The 15,948-nt window shown below is 66.0% G+C and carries 16 protein-coding genes; 15 read left to right on the top strand and 1 reads right to left on the bottom strand.

What is annotated here, in order from left to right:
- Positions 1-86 precede the first annotated feature (86 nt).
- The 10 genes from EZJ19_RS07365 (at position 87) to pdxJ (ending at position 10,582) form a co-directional block, all read left to right on the top strand.
- Positions 87-2,150, top strand: a complete 2,064-nt coding sequence (locus EZJ19_RS07365; RefSeq protein ID WP_131446146.1) for an acyltransferase family protein — start codon at positions 87-89, stop codon at positions 2,148-2,150.
- A gap of 168 nt (positions 2,151-2,318) precedes the next feature.
- Positions 2,319-3,416 carry a glycosyltransferase gene (locus EZJ19_RS07360; protein ID WP_206199358.1) on the top strand — a complete coding sequence of 366 codons (1,098 nt, stop codon included), beginning with the start codon at positions 2,319-2,321 and terminating at the stop codon, positions 3,414-3,416.
- Entirely contained in the window at positions 3,413-4,519 is a 1,107-nt protein-coding gene (locus EZJ19_RS07355) for a glycosyltransferase (protein ID WP_206199357.1), read from the top strand. The genes EZJ19_RS07360 and EZJ19_RS07355 overlap by 4 nt, the downstream gene beginning before the upstream one ends.
- Positions 4,520-4,573: 54 nt before the next feature.
- Positions 4,574-6,367: a translation elongation factor 4 gene (gene lepA, locus EZJ19_RS07350; RefSeq protein ID WP_131446142.1), complete on the top strand. Its 1,794-nt coding sequence runs from the start codon at positions 4,574-4,576 to the stop codon at positions 6,365-6,367.
- Between the two features lie 2 nt (positions 6,368-6,369).
- Positions 6,370-7,176: a signal peptidase I gene (lepB, locus tag EZJ19_RS07345; protein WP_131446140.1), complete on the top strand. Its 807-nt coding sequence runs from the start codon at positions 6,370-6,372 to the stop codon at positions 7,174-7,176.
- A 9-nt stretch (positions 7,177-7,185) separates the two neighbouring features.
- The gene (locus EZJ19_RS07340) at positions 7,186-7,542 is read left to right on the top strand and encodes a DUF4845 domain-containing protein (RefSeq protein WP_131446138.1); all 357 of its coding nucleotides are present in this window, start codon (positions 7,186-7,188) and stop codon (positions 7,540-7,542) included.
- Complete coding sequence (gene rnc, locus EZJ19_RS07335) at positions 7,542-8,219, top strand: ribonuclease III (RefSeq protein WP_131446136.1); 678 nt, start codon at positions 7,542-7,544, stop codon at positions 8,217-8,219. Before EZJ19_RS07340 ends, rnc begins: the two co-directional genes overlap by 1 nt.
- Positions 8,216-9,115, top strand: a complete 900-nt coding sequence (era, locus tag EZJ19_RS07330) for a GTPase Era (RefSeq protein WP_131446134.1) — start codon at positions 8,216-8,218, stop codon at positions 9,113-9,115. The genes rnc and era overlap by 4 nt, the downstream gene beginning before the upstream one ends.
- Positions 9,108-9,809 (top strand): DNA repair protein RecO, encoded by a 702-nt coding sequence (recO, locus tag EZJ19_RS07325; protein WP_131446133.1) that lies wholly within the window; start codon positions 9,108-9,110, stop codon positions 9,807-9,809. The genes era and recO overlap by 8 nt, the downstream gene beginning before the upstream one ends.
- A gap of 41 nt (positions 9,810-9,850) precedes the next feature.
- A complete protein-coding gene (gene pdxJ, locus EZJ19_RS07320; RefSeq protein ID WP_131446131.1) occupies positions 9,851-10,582 on the top strand; it encodes a pyridoxine 5'-phosphate synthase in 732 nt (243 codons plus the stop codon).
- 16 nt (positions 10,583-10,598) lie between these two features.
- On the opposite strand, the gene EZJ19_RS07315 is transcribed toward pdxJ, so the two are convergent.
- On the bottom strand, positions 10,599-12,563 hold the full coding sequence (locus EZJ19_RS07315) for a monovalent cation:proton antiporter family protein (protein ID WP_131446129.1): 1,965 nt from the start codon (positions 12,561-12,563) through the stop codon (positions 10,599-10,601).
- A gap of 42 nt (positions 12,564-12,605) precedes the next feature.
- On the opposite strand from EZJ19_RS07315, the gene EZJ19_RS07310 reads away from it, so the two are divergent.
- From EZJ19_RS07310 to lptB, 5 genes are read left to right on the top strand one after another with little or no spacing between them, the layout of a single operon-like run.
- Entirely contained in the window at positions 12,606-13,592 is a 987-nt protein-coding gene (locus EZJ19_RS07310) for a KpsF/GutQ family sugar-phosphate isomerase (protein WP_131446127.1), read from the top strand.
- Positions 13,589-14,119, top strand: a complete 531-nt coding sequence (locus tag EZJ19_RS07305; protein WP_131446125.1) for a KdsC family phosphatase — start codon at positions 13,589-13,591, stop codon at positions 14,117-14,119. Before EZJ19_RS07310 ends, EZJ19_RS07305 begins: the two co-directional genes overlap by 4 nt.
- Positions 14,116-14,703, top strand: a complete 588-nt coding sequence (gene lptC / locus EZJ19_RS07300) for an LPS export ABC transporter periplasmic protein LptC (protein WP_165873503.1) — start codon at positions 14,116-14,118, stop codon at positions 14,701-14,703. The genes EZJ19_RS07305 and lptC overlap by 4 nt, the downstream gene beginning before the upstream one ends.
- Positions 14,687-15,217, top strand: a complete 531-nt coding sequence (lptA, locus tag EZJ19_RS07295) for a lipopolysaccharide transport periplasmic protein LptA (protein WP_131446121.1) — start codon at positions 14,687-14,689, stop codon at positions 15,215-15,217. Before lptC ends, lptA begins: the two co-directional genes overlap by 17 nt.
- A complete protein-coding gene (lptB, locus tag EZJ19_RS07290) occupies positions 15,214-15,936 on the top strand; it encodes an LPS export ABC transporter ATP-binding protein (protein ID WP_131446119.1) in 723 nt (240 codons plus the stop codon). The genes lptA and lptB overlap by 4 nt, the downstream gene beginning before the upstream one ends.
- Positions 15,937-15,948 lie beyond the last annotated feature (12 nt).

The raw sequence follows: 15,948 nt of genomic DNA, 5'->3' as shown, positions 1-15,948 counted from the left end.
GATTTCCCCAGGGAGGTGTTCTCTTTGTTGAAGATCGCATTTGACAAAGCGTTGCCTGCCGCATCGCGTCCACTCGGATAACGTACATGACGTCCGCTCGGCATCCTCATCTTTCGCACCCTAGATATCGTCCCGACATCGATGGTCTTAGAGCGCTTGCGATCATTCCAGTCGTGATATTTCATGCTTTCCCAACGTTGGCTCCGGGCGGGTTTACAGGGGTTGATATCTTCTTTGTCATATCTGGCTATCTGATATCGACAATTATCTTTGAGAATCATAGAAAGGGAAGATTTAGCTTTGTCGAGTTTTATGTGCGTCGAATCAAACGAATATTTCCAACGTTATTAATTGTCTTGTTGTTTTGTAATGCACTTGGCTGGTTTGTCTTGATGGCCGATGAATACAAACAACTAGGCAAACATATCGCGGCCGGTGCGGGGTTTGTGTCGAACTTTGCGCTCTGGAGTGAGTCTGGATATTTCGACAATGCAGCCGAGACAAAGCCTCTGTTGCATCTTTGGAGCCTCGGGATTGAAGAGCAATTTTATATCGTTTGGCCCTTGCTTGTCTGGTTGCTCTGGAAGAGTTGGCTGAGGACGTTTTCCTTGATTGTTGGCGTGATCGTTTTGTCGTTTTACTTCAATATGCGTTGGGTGGTGGACGACGACGGAATGGCATTCTATATGCCTTTCTCGCGGTTTTGGGAACTGTCATGTGGGAGTTTGCTGGCGTGGATATCTGTCAACAAGACGTTGGGCAATAATGTCGTCGTCCATAAATCCGCGGCGGCATTCGTTTCCTGGATGGGAAATGGTTGGCAGAACACAAAACATAAGCTATCGGACATTTTTTCCGTTACTGGCTTATTTACGCTGGTATGTGGTTTCGTCTTGGTAGATAGGGATGTTCCGTATCCGGGAGCATGGGCCATGATTCCCGTGCTGGGTGCTGTACTTATCATTCTCGCCGGCGCCGACGCCATTTTTAACCGTGCAATTCTGTCAAGCAGGGTATTTGTCTGGTTCGGATTGATTAGTTACCCATTATATTTGTGGCATTGGCCTCTGTTGTCGTTTTCGAGGATTATTGAGGAGGATACGCCAAATGTAATGATTCGTCTGGCGTGCGTCGCGTTATCTATTATGTTTGCATATGTGACGTATATTTTTGTCGAGAAACCAATTAGGCGAGATATTCGTAGTGTTGCGAAGGCCACCGTCCTCGCGCTTCTCATGGCCGTAGTAGGGTGGCTGGGCTATGTCGTATACGAGAATGACGGCTATGAATCCCGAATCGACGATCCTGTTGGGGTCGCCAAGATTTTTGCGCATCCACAGCCAAATCTGATTCAGTCTGATTGCGACAAGTACTTCCCTGATCTGAGATCTTCTCATTTTGAACGCGGCGAGTGTACGGTTGTGGGTGACTCAAAACCAACGGTTGCGTTTTTCGGGGACTCTCATGCTCAGCACTACGCCGCGGTTATGCCAGATTATTTGGCCGGTCATGCCGTACTCAAGATCATCGGTACCAGTTGCCTGCCTTTTGCTTCCGGAAACTATAAGGAAGAGGGGGCGTGCCTTCAGAAATATAATGATTTGATAGCTTTCTTAAAGCGCGATCACGGAATCAATACCATCATCCTGTCGGCCTATTGGTCTAAGGCTATCCCAGGAAAGGTTGGCGTTAAGGGAGTCAACTGGAGGCATGCTGGCGAATTTGGTCCGGACGAAGTTGGCAATTTTATTAAGAACGGCGAGAAATTTCTGAACGCGGCGCTTCTCGGTGGCCGGAAGGTCATTCTTATGAAGGATGTGCCTGATCTGGATTTCGATATTCATGAATGTTTTGCCATCCGGCCTTTTACTATCACAGACAGACGAAACGTTGGCGGAAAGTGTTCGATGTCATATTCTGCCTATGCAAGGCGTATCGCCCCGTATGATGAGGTTCTTGATTCTTTGCTGAAGAGGTTTCCATCGGTGCAAGTGTTTGACCCGGTTCCATTGTTTTGTAAAAACGGTGGGTGCATTGCCGCCGAGAATGGCTTGCCTTTATATTTTAACGGGGATCATCTGAATTCAATCGGTGCAAGGAAAGTCATGGATGCCTTTAGCGATGAAGTGCTAGCGCCGTTGTTTCATTAATGTACACTTACGGTCCATGCCACCCGATTGCACGTAGTCTGGCGTAGGTGGCAATAATTTCGCAGCCAGCGAGATGAATCCGGATGTGCGTCGCCGAATGTGTGGCGACAGGCGTTTATTGGGGACGATGGGTGTTATATGTCGATTGACTCGGGCGCGGTTCAGGCCGTGAAACTTGCCATCTTCGCCGCCACCTCCGGCCATAGCGGCGTCGACCGCATCCTGGCCAACCTGGTGCCGGCCATGATCGGGCGCGGCGTGCGCGTGGACGTCCTCGGCATCCAGGGCCACGGCCCCGAGCTGCCGGCCCTGCCCGCCGGCGGTCGCCACCTGCGTTTCCCGGTGCGCCACGTGGCGACCGCCTTGCCGTACCTGGTGCGCTACCTGCGCCGCGAGCGGCCGCGCGTCCTCCTGGCCGACAAGGACCGGGTCAACCGCACGGCCTGGCTGGCCCGCCGCCTGGCCGGCGGCGACACCCGCCTGGCCCTGCGCCTGGGCACCACGGTGTCGCAGAACCTGGCCAGCCGCAGCTGGCTCGACCGCGTCGTGCAGACCGGGTCCATGCGCCTGCTCTACCGGCACGCCGACCACGTCCTGGTGCCCTCGCTCGGCGCCGCCGACGACCTGGCGGCCTACGCCGGCCTGGCCCGGGACGCCATCCGGGTGGTGGCCAACCCGGTCGTGCGGCCGGACATGGCGGCGCTCGCCGCCGAGCCGGTCGCCCACCCCTGGTTCGCGGCCGGCGCGCCGCCGGTGCTGCTCGGGGTCGGCGAACTGAGCACGCGCAAGGACTTCGCCACCCTGGTCCGTGCCCACGCGCGCCTGGTCGAACGTTTGGATTGCCGGCTGGTGATCCTCGGCGAGGGCCGCCAGCGCGACGCCCTGATGCGCCTGGCCGGGCAGCTGGGCACCGCGGATCGCCTGGACCTGCCCGGCTTCGTCGCCAATCCCTATCCCTACATGGCGCGTGCCGCGGCCTTCGCCCTGACCTCGCGCTGGGAAGGCCTGGGCATCGTCCTGGTCGAGGCCCTGGCCCTGGGCACCCCGGCCGCCGCCTGCGATTGCCCGAGCGGCCCGCGCGAGGTGCTGGCGGACGGCCGCTACGGACCGCTCGTGGCGGTGGCCGACGATGCCGCCCTGGCGGACGCCCTGGAGGGTTTGCTGCGCCGGCCACCCGAGCGGGAGGCGCTCAAGGCCGCGGCGCGCCCGTACACGGTGGCGGCCAGCGCCGAGGCCTACCTGGCGGCCCTGGAGCTGACGCCGTGAAGCGCCTGGCGGTGTTGATCTCGTTCTCCGGCGAGGGCGGCGTCGAACGCATGGTGACCAACCTGGTGGTCGAGTTCGCCCGCCGGCCCGGCCTCGCCGTCGACCTGGTCCTGCTGCGCGACGACAGCCGCCACCTGCGCGACCTGCCGGCCAACGTCAACGTCGTCCGCCTGGGCGTGCGCCACAGCGGCCTCAGCCTGGCCGCCATCGCCCGCTACCTGCGCCGCGCCCGCCCGGACGCCATGCTGGTGGCCAAGGACCGGGCCGGCCGCGCCGCCCTCCTGGCACGCAAGCTGGCCGGCGTCCGGGTGCCCATCTACATCCGCCTGGGCACCACCCTGTCCGAGGCGATGAAGGACAAGTCGGGCCTGGTGCGCTGGCTGCGCTACCAGCCGATGCGCCGGCTCTACCCGCTGGCCGACGGCGTCGTCGCCGTCTCGCGCGGCGTCGCCGACGACACCCTGGCCATCACCGGCCTGGCCGCCGAGCGGGTGCGCGTCATCCGCAACCCGGTGATCACCCCGGACATCCATGCCAAGGCCGCCGAGCCGCTCGACCATCCCTGGTTCCGGCCCGGCCAGCCGCCCGTGGTCCTGGGCATGGGCCGGCTGACCCGCCAGAAGGACTTCCCGACCCTGATACGCGCCTTCGCCAAGGTGCACGGCGAGCGCCCGGCGCGCCTGGTGATCCTGGGCGAGGGGCGCGACCGCACCGCCCTGGCCGGTCTGGCGGAGTCGCTCGGCATCGCCGAGGCCGTGGCCATGCCGGGCTTCATGGCCAACCCCTATCCGTGGCTGGCGCGCGCCAGCCTGTTCGTGCTGTCCTCGGCCTGGGAGGGGTCGCCGAACGCCCTGACCGAGGCCCTGGCCCTGGGTGTCCCGGCCGTCTCGACGGCCTGCCCGAGCGGCCCGGACGAGATCCTGGCCGACGGCCGCTACGGCGTCCTGGTGCCGGTTGGCGACGTCGATGCCCTGGCCGCGGCGATCCTGCGCACCCTGGCGCAGCCCCTGCCGGCGGAGGTCCTGCGCGCCGCGGTGGCGGAATACAACAGCACCACCAGCGCCGATGCCTACCTGGCCATGATGGGCCTGACGACCGGCTAGGGCCGGCATCGGGTAGAATGGCGCGCCTGCAATAACCCGTATTCCGCCTCGTCCATGCGCAACATCCGCAATTTCTCCATCATCGCCCACATCGACCACGGCAAGTCGACCCTGGCGGACCGCATCATCCACCTGTGCGGCGGCCTGTCGGATCGCGAGATGGAGGAACAGGTGCTCGACTCCATGGACCTGGAGCGCGAGCGCGGCATCACCATCAAGGCCCAGACCGCGGCCCTGAGCTACAAGGCCCGCGATGGCCAGGAGTACCAGCTCAACCTGATCGACACCCCGGGGCACGTGGACTTCTCCTACGAGGTCAGCCGGTCGCTGTCGGCCTGCGAGGGCGCGCTCCTGGTGGTGGACGCCTCCCAGGGCGTCGAGGCCCAGACCGTGGCCAACTGCTACACCGCCATCGAACTGGGCGTCGAGGTGGTGCCGGTGCTGAACAAGATCGACCTGCCCTCGGCCGAGCCGGACCGGGTGATCGAGGAGATCGAGGAGGTCGTCGGCATCCCGGCCGACGACGCGGTGCGCTGCTCGGCCAAGACCGGCCTGGGCATCGAGGACGTCCTCGAGGCCGTGGTGGCGCGCATCCCGGCGCCGGTCGGCGATCCGGACGCGCCCCTCAAGGCCCTGATCACCGATTCCTGGTTCGACAACTACGTCGGCGTGGTGATGCTGGTGCGGGTGGTGGACGGCACCCTCAGGCCCAAGGACAAGATCCGTTTCATGGCCACCGGGGCCGAGTACCTGTGCGAGCAGGTCGGCGTCTTCACGCCCCGCTCGGTGGCCCGGCCCGAGCTGTCGGCCGGCCAGGTCGGCTTCATCATCGCCGGCATCAAGGAGCTGGCCTCGGCCAAGGTGGGCGACACCGTCACCACGGTGGCCAACCCGGCGCCGGCGCCGCTGCCCGGCTTCAAGGAGATCAAGTCGCAGGTGTTCGCCGGCCTGTATCCGGTGGACTCCCACGAATACGACCAGCTGCGCGACGCCCTGACCAAGCTGCAGCTCAACGACGCCTCCCTGCACTTCGAACCGGAAACCTCGCAGGCCCTGGGTTTCGGCTTCCGCTGCGGCTTCCTGGGCCTGCTGCACATGGACATCGTGCAGGAGAGACTGGAGCGCGAGTACAACCAGAACCTGATCACCACCGCGCCGACGGTCGAATATGAAGTGGTGATGAAGGACGGCACCGTGAGCCTGCTGGAGAATCCCTCCAAGCTGCCCGATCCGTCGAAGATGGAAGAGATCCGCGAGCCCATCATCACCGCCACCATCCTGGTGCCGGAGGAATACCTGGGCAACGTGATGACCCTGTGCAACCAGAAGCGCGGCATCCAGCGCGACATGAAGTACATGGGCCACCAGGTCATGCTGCACTACGAGCTGCCCCTGAACGAGGTGGTGATGGACTTCTTCGACAAGCTGAAGTCCACCAGCCGGGGCTACGCCTCGCTCGACTACGAGTTCAAGGAGTTCCGTCCGGACGACCTGATCAAGCTCGACGTCCTGGTCAACGGCGAGAAGGTCGACGCCCTGTCCCTGATCGTGCACCGGTCCACCTCGCAGTACCGCGGCCGCGAACTGGTCGCCAAGATGCGGGAACTTATCCCGCGCCAGATGTTCGATGTCGCGGTGCAGGCGGCGATCGGCTCGCACATCATCGCCCGCGAAACGGTCAAGGCGCTGCGCAAGAACGTCCTGGCCAAATGCTACGGCGGCGACATCACGCGCAAGCGCAAGCTGCTCGAGAAACAGAAGGAGGGCAAGAAGCGCATGAAACAGGTCGGCAACGTGGAAATCCCGCAGGAGGCCTTCCTGGCCATCCTGCAAACCGGAGACAAATAGACGTGAATTTCGCCCTGATCCTGTTCGTCGCGCTGGTCATCACCGGCGCCATCTGGTTGGTCGACGCGCTTACGGCCGGCCGCAACCGGCCCCATGACGCCAAGCTGCCCATCCTGGTCGACTATTCGAAGAGCTTCTTCCCGGTCATCCTGCTGGTCTTCGTGTTGCGTTCCTTCCTGGTCGAGCCGTTCAAAATCCCGTCCGGCTCCATGCTGCCGACCCTCAAGGTGGGCGACTTCATCCTGGTCAACAAGTACGCCTACGGCATCCGCCTGCCGATCCTGAACAAGAAGATCATCGAGATCGGCCAGCCCAGCCATGGCGACGTCATGGTCTTCCGCTATCCGAAGGATCCCAGCCTCGACTACATCAAGCGCGTCATCGGCCTGCCCGGCGACACCGTGGAGTACGTCGACAAGCGCCTGGTCATCAACGGCAAGCCGGTCGAACTGGCGGCCGCCGGCGAATACAGCTACGTCGGCAACGGGCTCAACTACATCACCGGCCAGACCTGGCACGAACAGCTCGGCAACCACGACCACATCGCCATGACCCAGTACGGCATCCCGCCGGTGATCCCCTACCAGGTGGCGGGCGATTTCCCCTACCGCGACAACTGCACCTACAATGACCAGGGCTTCAAGTGCAAGGTGCCGTCCGGCTACTACTTCATGATGGGCGACAACCGGGACGCCAGTAACGACTCGCGCTACTGGGGCTTCGTGCCGGACGCGAACATCGTCGGGCGCGCCTTCATGATCTGGTGGAACTTCGGCGAGTTCTCCCGGATCGGCCATTTCATCGAATAGGAGGGCGGCATGCAGGGACAACGCGGATTCACGCTGGCGACACTGATCTTCTTGCTCATCCTGGCCGGCTTCGCCGCCATGGTCGCCATGAAGACGATACCGACCTACATCGAGTACTACACGGTCAAGTCGGCGCTCGAAAACATCCTCCACGACGGTACCGACCAGAGCGCCATGGAACTGCGCCAGACCTTCACAAAGCGCATGGACGTCAACTCCGTCTACACGGTCAACGCGGAGGACCTCGAGATCAGCCGCGACGGCGGCATGCTGACGCTGTCCGTACCGGTCAGCAGCAAGAAGCCCATGGGCGCAGGCATCAGCATCAGCGTCGACCTGGTGGCCACGGCCTCGGCACCGCTCTGATGGTGCATGCCCCGGACGCCCTGCAGGCCCGCCTGGGCTTTGCCTTCACGCGCCCGGAACTGCTCGAGCAGGCGCTCACCCACCGCAGCTACAGCGTCGCCAACAACGAACGCCTGGAGTTCCTCGGCGACGGCGTCCTCAATTGCGTGGTCGGGGCCCTGCTTTACGAACGTTTCCCGGAACTCCGGGAGGGCCAGTTGTCCCGCCTGCGCGCCAACCTGGTCAACCAGCAGCCCCTCTACGAGATCGCCACGGAACTGGACGTCGGCCGCCATCTGCGTCTGGGCGAGGGGGAGCTGAAGAGCGGCGGCGCCGGCCGGCCGTCCATCCTGGCCGACGCCATGGAATCCATCCTGGGGGCGGCCTTCCTGGACGCCGGTTTCGACGCCGCCAGGGCGATCGTCCTGCACCTGTTCGCCAGCCGCCTGGCCGAGATCGACCCGGCCACCCACGGCAAGGATGCCAAGACCCTGCTCCAGGAATGGCTGCAATCGCGCAAGCACGGCCTGCCCCAGTACGAACTGCTCGGCACCAGCGGCCAGGCCCATGCCCAGACCTTCCGGGTCGCTTGCCGCATCGGTGCCCTGGGCCTGGCCACCGAGGGTGCCGGGGCGAGCCGCAAGGCGGCCGAGCAGGCCGCCGCCCAGGCGGCCTACCAGAGGCTGGCCCGGCCATGACGAGCCCGGCCGGAATCCGGCGCGCCGGTTACATCGCCGTGGTCGGGCGCCCCAACGTCGGCAAGTCGACCTTGATCAACACCCTGGTCGGGGCCAAGGTCAGCATCGTCTCGAGCAAGCCGCAGACGACCCGGCACCGGGTGCTCGGCGTCCGCACCGAGGTCGACGCGCAGTTCGTCTTCGTCGATACCCCGGGCTTCCAGACCAAGCACCGCAATGCGCTGAACCAGAGCATGAACCGGGTGGTCACCCAGGTCCTGGCCGAGGTCGACGCCGTCCTGTTCCTCATCGAGTCCCTCAAGTTCACCCCGGCCGACGAGCGCGTCCTCAAGCTGCTGCCCACGGGAACGCCGGTCGTCCTGGTGGTCAACAAGGTCGACCAGGTGGCCGACAAGCCGCGCCTGCTGCCCTTCCTGCAGGCGGCCGCGGGCCGCTTCCCGTTCGCCGAGATCGTCCCCCTGTCGGCCCTGGACGGGAAGGACGGCGACCGCCTGCTCGGCATCGTCGGCAAGTACCTGCCCGAGTCGGAACCCTTCTTCGAGGAGGATGCCATCACCGACCGCAGCGAGCGCTTCCTGGCCGCCGAAATCCTGCGCGAGAAGGTCTTCCGCCTGACCGGCGACGAGATCCCCTACGGCGTCGCGGTCGAGATCGAGCAGTACGAGACCGAGCCGTCCGGCCTGCGCCGCATCCATGCCGTGATCTGGGTCGACCGCGACGCCCACAAGCCGATCCTGCTCGGCAAGGGCGGCGAACACCTCAAGCGCATCTCCACCGAGGCGCGCCAGGACATGGAGAAGCTGTTCGACGCCAAGGTCTTCCTGCAATGCTGGGTCAAGGTGAAGAGCGGCTGGACCGACAACGCCGCCCTCCTGAAATCGCTCGGACATGAGTGAGAAGCGGGACAACGAACCGGCCTTTGTCCTGCACACCTACCCCTGGCGCGAGACCAGCCTGATCGTCGAGACCTTCAGCCGCCGCCATGGCCGCCTTGCCCTGGTGGCGCGCGGCGCCCGGCGGCCGCTGTCGTCGCTGAAGTCGCGCCTGCTCGCCTTCCAGCCCCTGGAGCTGTCCTGGTTCGGCAAGGGCGGCCTGCGCACCCTGCACGCCGCCGAATGGCAGGGCGGCGATCTGCGCCTGTCCGGCCGGGCCCTCATGTGCGGCTTCTATCTCAACGAACTGCTGCTCAAGCTGCTGCCGCCGGACGACCCCCACGAGGCCCTGTACGACCGCTACGCCGAGACCCTGGCCGAGTTGTCCGGCCAGGCCGACCCGGAGCCGATCCTGCGCCGCTTCGAACTCGACCTGTTGTCCGCCCTCGGCTATGCCCAGACCCTGACCGAGCTGGCCGAGGGGGGGGCGGTCGAACCCGGCCGGCGCTATGGCTACAGCCTGGACCAGGGCGTCGTGGCGGCGGGCGCCGGGCCGAGCTATGCCGGCAAGACCCTGCTCGACATGGCGGCGGGCGACTACGCCGACCCGCGTACCCTGGCCGAGAGCAAGGCGCTCATGCGCACCCTGATCAACCATTACCTGGCCGACAAGCCCCTGCTGACGCGCCAGCTTCTGGTCGAGCTGCAGGCACTGTAGCTCTATACTCGCCGTTCCAATTCCCCACCCGTCACCGTTCCATGATCAAACTAGGCGTCAACATCGACCACGTCGCCACGCTTCGGCAGGCGCGCGGCACCCGCTACCCGAGTCCGGTCCAGGCCGCCCTGATGGCGGAAAACGCCGGCGCCGACTCGATCACCCTGCACCTGCGCGAGGATCGCCGCCACATCCAGGACGCCGACGTCGACATCCTGCGCGGCCTCCTGCGTACCAAGATGAACCTCGAGATGGCGGTTACCGAGGAGATGATCGCCGTCGCCCTGCGCGTGCGCCCGCAGGATGTCTGCCTGGTGCCGGAGCGGCGCCAGGAACTGACCACCGAGGGGGGCCTCGACGTGGCCGGCCAGCTCAACAAGGTCGCCGATGCCTGCGCCCGCCTGGCCGAGGCCGGCATCCGCGTGTCGCTGTTCATCGACCCCGATCCCCGCCAGCTCGATGCCGCCCATACCGCCGGCGCCCCGGTGGTGGAGATCCACACCGGCCGCTACGCCGATGCCGTCGGCGAGGCCGAGGCGGAACGCGAACTGGCGCGGGTGCGGACGGCGATCGAGCACGGCCTGGCCCTGGGCCTGCAGGTCAATGCCGGCCACGGCCTGCATTACCACAACGTCCAGGCGGTGGCGGCCATCCCCGGCGTGGGCGAACTGAACATCGGCCATGCCATCGTCGCCGAGGCGGTGTTCATGGGCTGGGAGGCGGCCGTGCGGGAAATGAAGCGCCTGATGGTGGAGGCCGCCACCGGGCGCTGAGCGGGCCCCGGGCGCTTCAGGCCACGCCGAGGCGCAGCTTGGCCGCCTCGATGACCTCGGCGGTGCCGCGCAGGATGAGGGTGTCGCCGGCCTCCAGGCAAGTCTCGTCGGTCGGGTCGGTGGCCCGGATGCCGTGCCGGCGGACGGCCAGCACGTTGGCACCCAGCGCCGCCAGGCCGAGTTCGCCGAGCTTCGCGCCGACGCCGGGCTGGCCGGCCTCGATCAGGACCGAGGCCAGGCGTTCCTGGCCGCCGGTCTCCGCGGTTTCGTCGGTGGTGCCCTGGAAATAGCCGCGCAGGGTGCTGTAGCGCAGTTCGCGCATCTTGCGGATGCGCTTGAGCACGGCGCCGAGCGGCACGCCGGCCATCAGCAGGGTCTGCGAGCCGAGCATCAGGGCCCCCTCGAGCACCTCGGGCACGACCTCCATGGCCCCCGCCGCCATGAGCTGGTCGAGATCCGACTCGTCCAGGGTGCGTACGATCACCGGCGCGCCCGGGCGCAAGCGGTGGGCCGTGGCCAGTACCTGCAGGGCGGCCGGCGTATGGGCGAAGCTGACCACCACGGCGCGGGCGCGGTTGAGGCCTGCCGCGGTCAGCACCTCGGCCCGGGTGCAGTCGCCGAACACGACGTTGTCGCCGGCGGCGGCGGCCTCGCTGACCCGCTTGGGATCGTCGTCCAGGGCGATGAACGGCACCCCCTCGGTCTCCAGGATGCGGGCCAGGCTCTGGCCGCTGCGCCCGTAGCCGCACAGGATGACGTGGTTGCTGACGCCGAAGCTCTTGAGGACGATCTCGTGCACGCCCTTGGCCTGGCTGAGCCAGTTCCAGCCGGTCAGGCGCCGGGCCCAGCGTTCGCCGTAGTGCATCAGGAAGGGCGCCAGGAGCATGGACAGGATCATCGCCGCCAGCGCGGCCTGGCGGATTTCGAACGGGATGAGCTGGTAGTCGCCCGCCAGGGCCAGCAGGACGAGGCCGAATTCGCCCGCCTGGGCGAGGCCGAGGCCGGTGCGCAGGGCGGTGCCCCAGTCGTCGGCGAAGCGCCGGGTCAGCAGGGTGATCAGGCCCAGCTTGGCCAACACCAGCAGGGCCAGCATGACCAGGGTGCCGGGCAGCTGGTGGATCACCACCGCGAGGTCCAGGGTCATGCCGATGGTGACGAAGAACAGGCCCATGAGGACGTCGCGGAAGGGCCGGATGTCGCTCTCCACCTGGTAGCGGTATTCGGTTTCCGAGATCAGCATGCCGGCCACGAAGGCGCCCAGGGCCAGGGACAGGCCGGCCATGCCGGTGACGTAGGCCAGGCCCAGGGTCATCAGGAGCACGTTGAGCATGAACAGCTCGGGCGTCTTGCGCGCCGCCACGAGATGCAGCCAGGGGCGCAGCAGGCGCTGGCCGAGGACCAGGATGATGCCGAGGGCGAACACCGCCTTGACGCCGGCGTAGGCCATCGCCTCGGCCATCGCGTCGGTGCCGCTCGCCAGGGCCGGGATGAAGATGAGCAGGGGGACCACGGCCAGGTCCTGGAACAGGAGGACGCCGAAGATGCGGCGGCCGTGCTGGGTTTCCAGTTCGTTGCGCTCGACCAGCATCTTGCTGACGATGGCGGTGGACGACATGGCCAGGGCGCCGCCCAGGGCCAGGCCGGCCTCCAGGCTGAGACCGACCGCCAGGCCCAGGGCGGTGGCCAGGACCATGGTCAGGAGCACCTGCAGGCCGCCCAGGCCGAATACCAGGCGGCGCATGGCCCTGAGCTTGGCCAGGGAGAACTCCAGGCCGATCGAGAACATCAGGAAGACGACGCCGAATTCGGCGATGCTGCGCGTCTCCTCGTCGTTGGGCGCCATGTCGAGCAGCGACGGCCCGAGCAGGATGCCGACCACGACGTAGCCGAGCAGGGCCGGCAGCCGGGCGACCCGGAACAATGTCGTAACCAGGACGGCGGCGGCAAGCAGAAGCAGGATCAGGGCCAGGGTCGAGTGCATGGCTGGATGGTAGCGGCATCGGCACGTATACTGCGCGCCATTATGACATCTCGTCCCGTCACCGCCTCCGACATCCTGGAGCTCGCCCGCCGTACGCTGGCGATCGAGGCCGACGCCGTGTCGGCCCTCAAGGATCGCCTGGACGATTCCCTGGTGCGCGCGGTCGATGCCCTGCTGGCCTGCAAGGGCCGCGTGGTGGTGACCGGCATGGGCAAGTCGGGCCACGTCGGCAACAAGATCGCCGCCACCCTGGCCAGTACCGGGACGCCCGCGTTTTTCGTGCATCCGGCCGAGGCCAGCCATGGCGACCTCGGCATGATCACCGGCCAGGACGTCGTCCTGGCCCTGTCGAACTCCGGCGAGAGCCCGGAGATCATCGCCATCCTGCCCCTGATCAAGCGCCGCGGCGCCAAGCTGATCACCATGACCGGGCGGCCCCAGTCGACCATGGCGCGTACCGCCGACATCCACCTCGATGCCGGCGTGGCCCAGGAGGCCTGCCCGCTCAACCTGGCGCCCACCGCCAGCACGACGGCGGCGCTGGCCCTCGGCGACGCCCTGGCGGTCGCCGCCCTGCACGCGCGCGGTTTCACCGCCGAGGATTTTGCCCGCACCCATCCGGGCGGGGCCCTGGGGCGCCGCCTCCTGGTCCACGTCCGCGACGTCATGCACAAGGGCGACGCCCTGCCGGTGGTGGGCGTCGGCACGCCGTTCAAGGAGGCGCTCCTGGAGATGACGCGCAAGAAACTCGGCATGACCGCTGTGGTCGACGCCACCGGCAGCCTGGTCGGGGTGTTCACCGACGGCGACCTGCGCCGTTGCCTGGACCATGACCTCGACATCACCGCGACCCGGATCGAGGCGGTCATGACCCGTGCCCCCAAGACCATCTCGGAGGACGCCCTGGCGGCCGAGGCGGCGCGTTTCCTGGAGGAGCGCCAGATCAACGGCCTCCTGGCCCTGGATGGCGAAGGTCGCCTGACCGGGGCATTCAACATGCACGATCTGCTGCGCGCGGGGGTGGTATGACCGAAGCCGATTTGCTTGCCCGGGCCGGCGCCGTGAGGGCGCTGTTCCTCGACGTCGACGGGGTGCTCACCGATGGTGGCCTGTTCTTCGGCGACGACGGCCAGGAGTACAAGGCCTTCAATTCGCGCGACGGCCACGGCCTCAAGATGTTGCGCGACAGCGGCGTCGAAGTGGCCATCCTGACCGGCCGCTCGTCCCAGGTGGTGGCGCATCGTGCCCGCAACCTCGGCATCGCCCGCGTGGTCCAGGGCGCCCACGACAAGCTGGCGGCCTATGAGGCGATGCTGGCCGAGTCGGGCCTGGTCCCCGAGCAGGTCGCCTACCTCGGCGACGACATCGTCGACCTGCCGGTCCTGCGCCGCTGCGGCCTGGCCTGCACGGTGCCGGATGCGCCCGCCGAGGTCCTGGCCAGGGTGCATTACGTCACCCGGGCGATGGCGGGGCACGGGGCCGCCCGTGAGGTATGCGAGCTGATCATGCGTGCCCAGGGCACCTGGGCGGCGCAACTGGCCCGCTACGATCGATGACCGACGGCCCGTTCCAGCAAGCGAGCCATTTCTGGCTGCCGCTGGTCATCGTCGGCGGCCTCGTGGTCCTGACCACCTGGCTCGGGCAGCTGGCCGAGCAACCGTTGCCGCAGGCGCCGACCGTGCTGCGCCACGATCCCGACTACTTCGTCGAGAATTTCAACGCGACGGCCTACGATGTCTCCGGACAGCCGCGCTACCATCTCACCGCGGTGCGCCTGACCCACTACATGGACGACGACACCGCCGATCTGATCGCGCCCCGCTTCGTGCGCGAGGGTGCCGGCGTGGCGCGGGTCGTGGTACGTTCGCTGCGCGGCGTGGTTTCGGCGAACGGGGACACGGTGGACTTCATCGGCGACGTGCGCATGTTGCGCGAGCGTCTCCAGGATGGCCCGCCCATCGACCTCACCACCGATTACCTGCGGGCGTATCCCGACCGCGACCTGGTGGTCACCAACAAGCCGGTGTTGATCAAGGACGGTGGCGGACAACTGCGCGGCGCCGCGATGCAGGCGGACGGTAAACAGAAGACGCTGGAACTGAGCGGACGCGTGAAAGGCATATATGAAACTCGGCATTAGTCCATTACTGCTGTTGGCGGTGGCCGGCCTGGCGGCCTTCGGTGCCCGCGCCGAGCAGGCCGACCGGACCCGCCCGGTCCAGATCGAGGCCGATTCGGTACGCCTGGACGACCTCAACAAGACCGCCGTCTACGAAGGCAACGTCATGTTCACCCAGGGTACCCTGACCATCACCGCCGACCGTGTCGACGTGCGCCAGGACGACAAGGGCCTGGCCAGCGGCGAGGCCACCGGCCAACCGGTGTTCATGCGCCAGAAGATGGAAGGGCGGGACGAGTACATGGAAGCGCACGGCAAGCGGGCGCTCTACGACGCCCGGACCGGGATCGTGAAGCTGATCGGCAACGCCTACATCAACCAGGCCGGGGATGAGTTGCGCGGCGGCGTCATCGTCTACGACATGCGCACCGAGCGCTACCAGGCCCAAGGTGCGGCGGACGACAGCAGCAAGGGCCGCATCCGGGCCATCATCCGGCCGCGCACCACCCAGGAGACGGGGGCGGCCAAGCCATGAGCACCCTGCGTGCCGAAGGGCTGAGGAAGCGCTACAAATCGCGCCAGGTGGTCGACGACGTCGCGGTCGAGGTGCACAGCGGCGAGGTGGTCGGCCTGCTCGGCCCGAACGGCGCCGGCAAGACCACCTGCTTCTACATGCTGGTCGGCCTGATCGGCGCCGACGGCGGCCGCATCCTGCTCGACGAGCAGGACATCGCCCACCTGCCTGTCTACAAGCGCGCCCGGCTCGGTCTCAGCTACCTGCCCCAGGAGGCGTCCATCTTCCGCAAGCTCACGGTGGCCGAGAACATCGCGGCGGTACTGGAACTGAAGGGATTCGACGACGAGGGCGTGGCCGAGCACCTGGAATACCTGCTCCAGGACCTCAACGTCAGCCATCTGCGCGACCACGATGCGATCAGCCTGTCCGGCGGCGAGCGGCGCCGGGTCGAGATCGCCCGCACCCTGGCCATGCAGCCCAGTTTCGTCCTCCTCGACGAGCCGTTCGCCGGGATCGACCCGATCTCGGTGATCGACATCCAGAAGATCATCCGCTTCCTGACCGAGCGCGGCATCGGCGTCCTGATCACCGACCACAACGTGCGCGAGACCCTGGGCATCTGCGACCGTGCCTACATCCTCAACGAGGGCCGGGTGCTGGCTTCCGGCGGTGCCGACGAGATCATTTATAATGAAAGCGTCCGCAAAGTCTATCTCGGCGAGCATTTTCGCCTTTAATCAACGCATGTC

Origin of the sequence: Parasulfuritortus cantonensis (assembly GCF_004337445.1) — a bacterium.
In the GTDB taxonomy this organism is placed as follows: Bacteria; Pseudomonadota; Gammaproteobacteria; order Burkholderiales; family Thiobacillaceae; genus Parasulfuritortus; species Parasulfuritortus cantonensis.
This window is presented reverse-complemented; position numbering and strand designations above follow the sequence as displayed.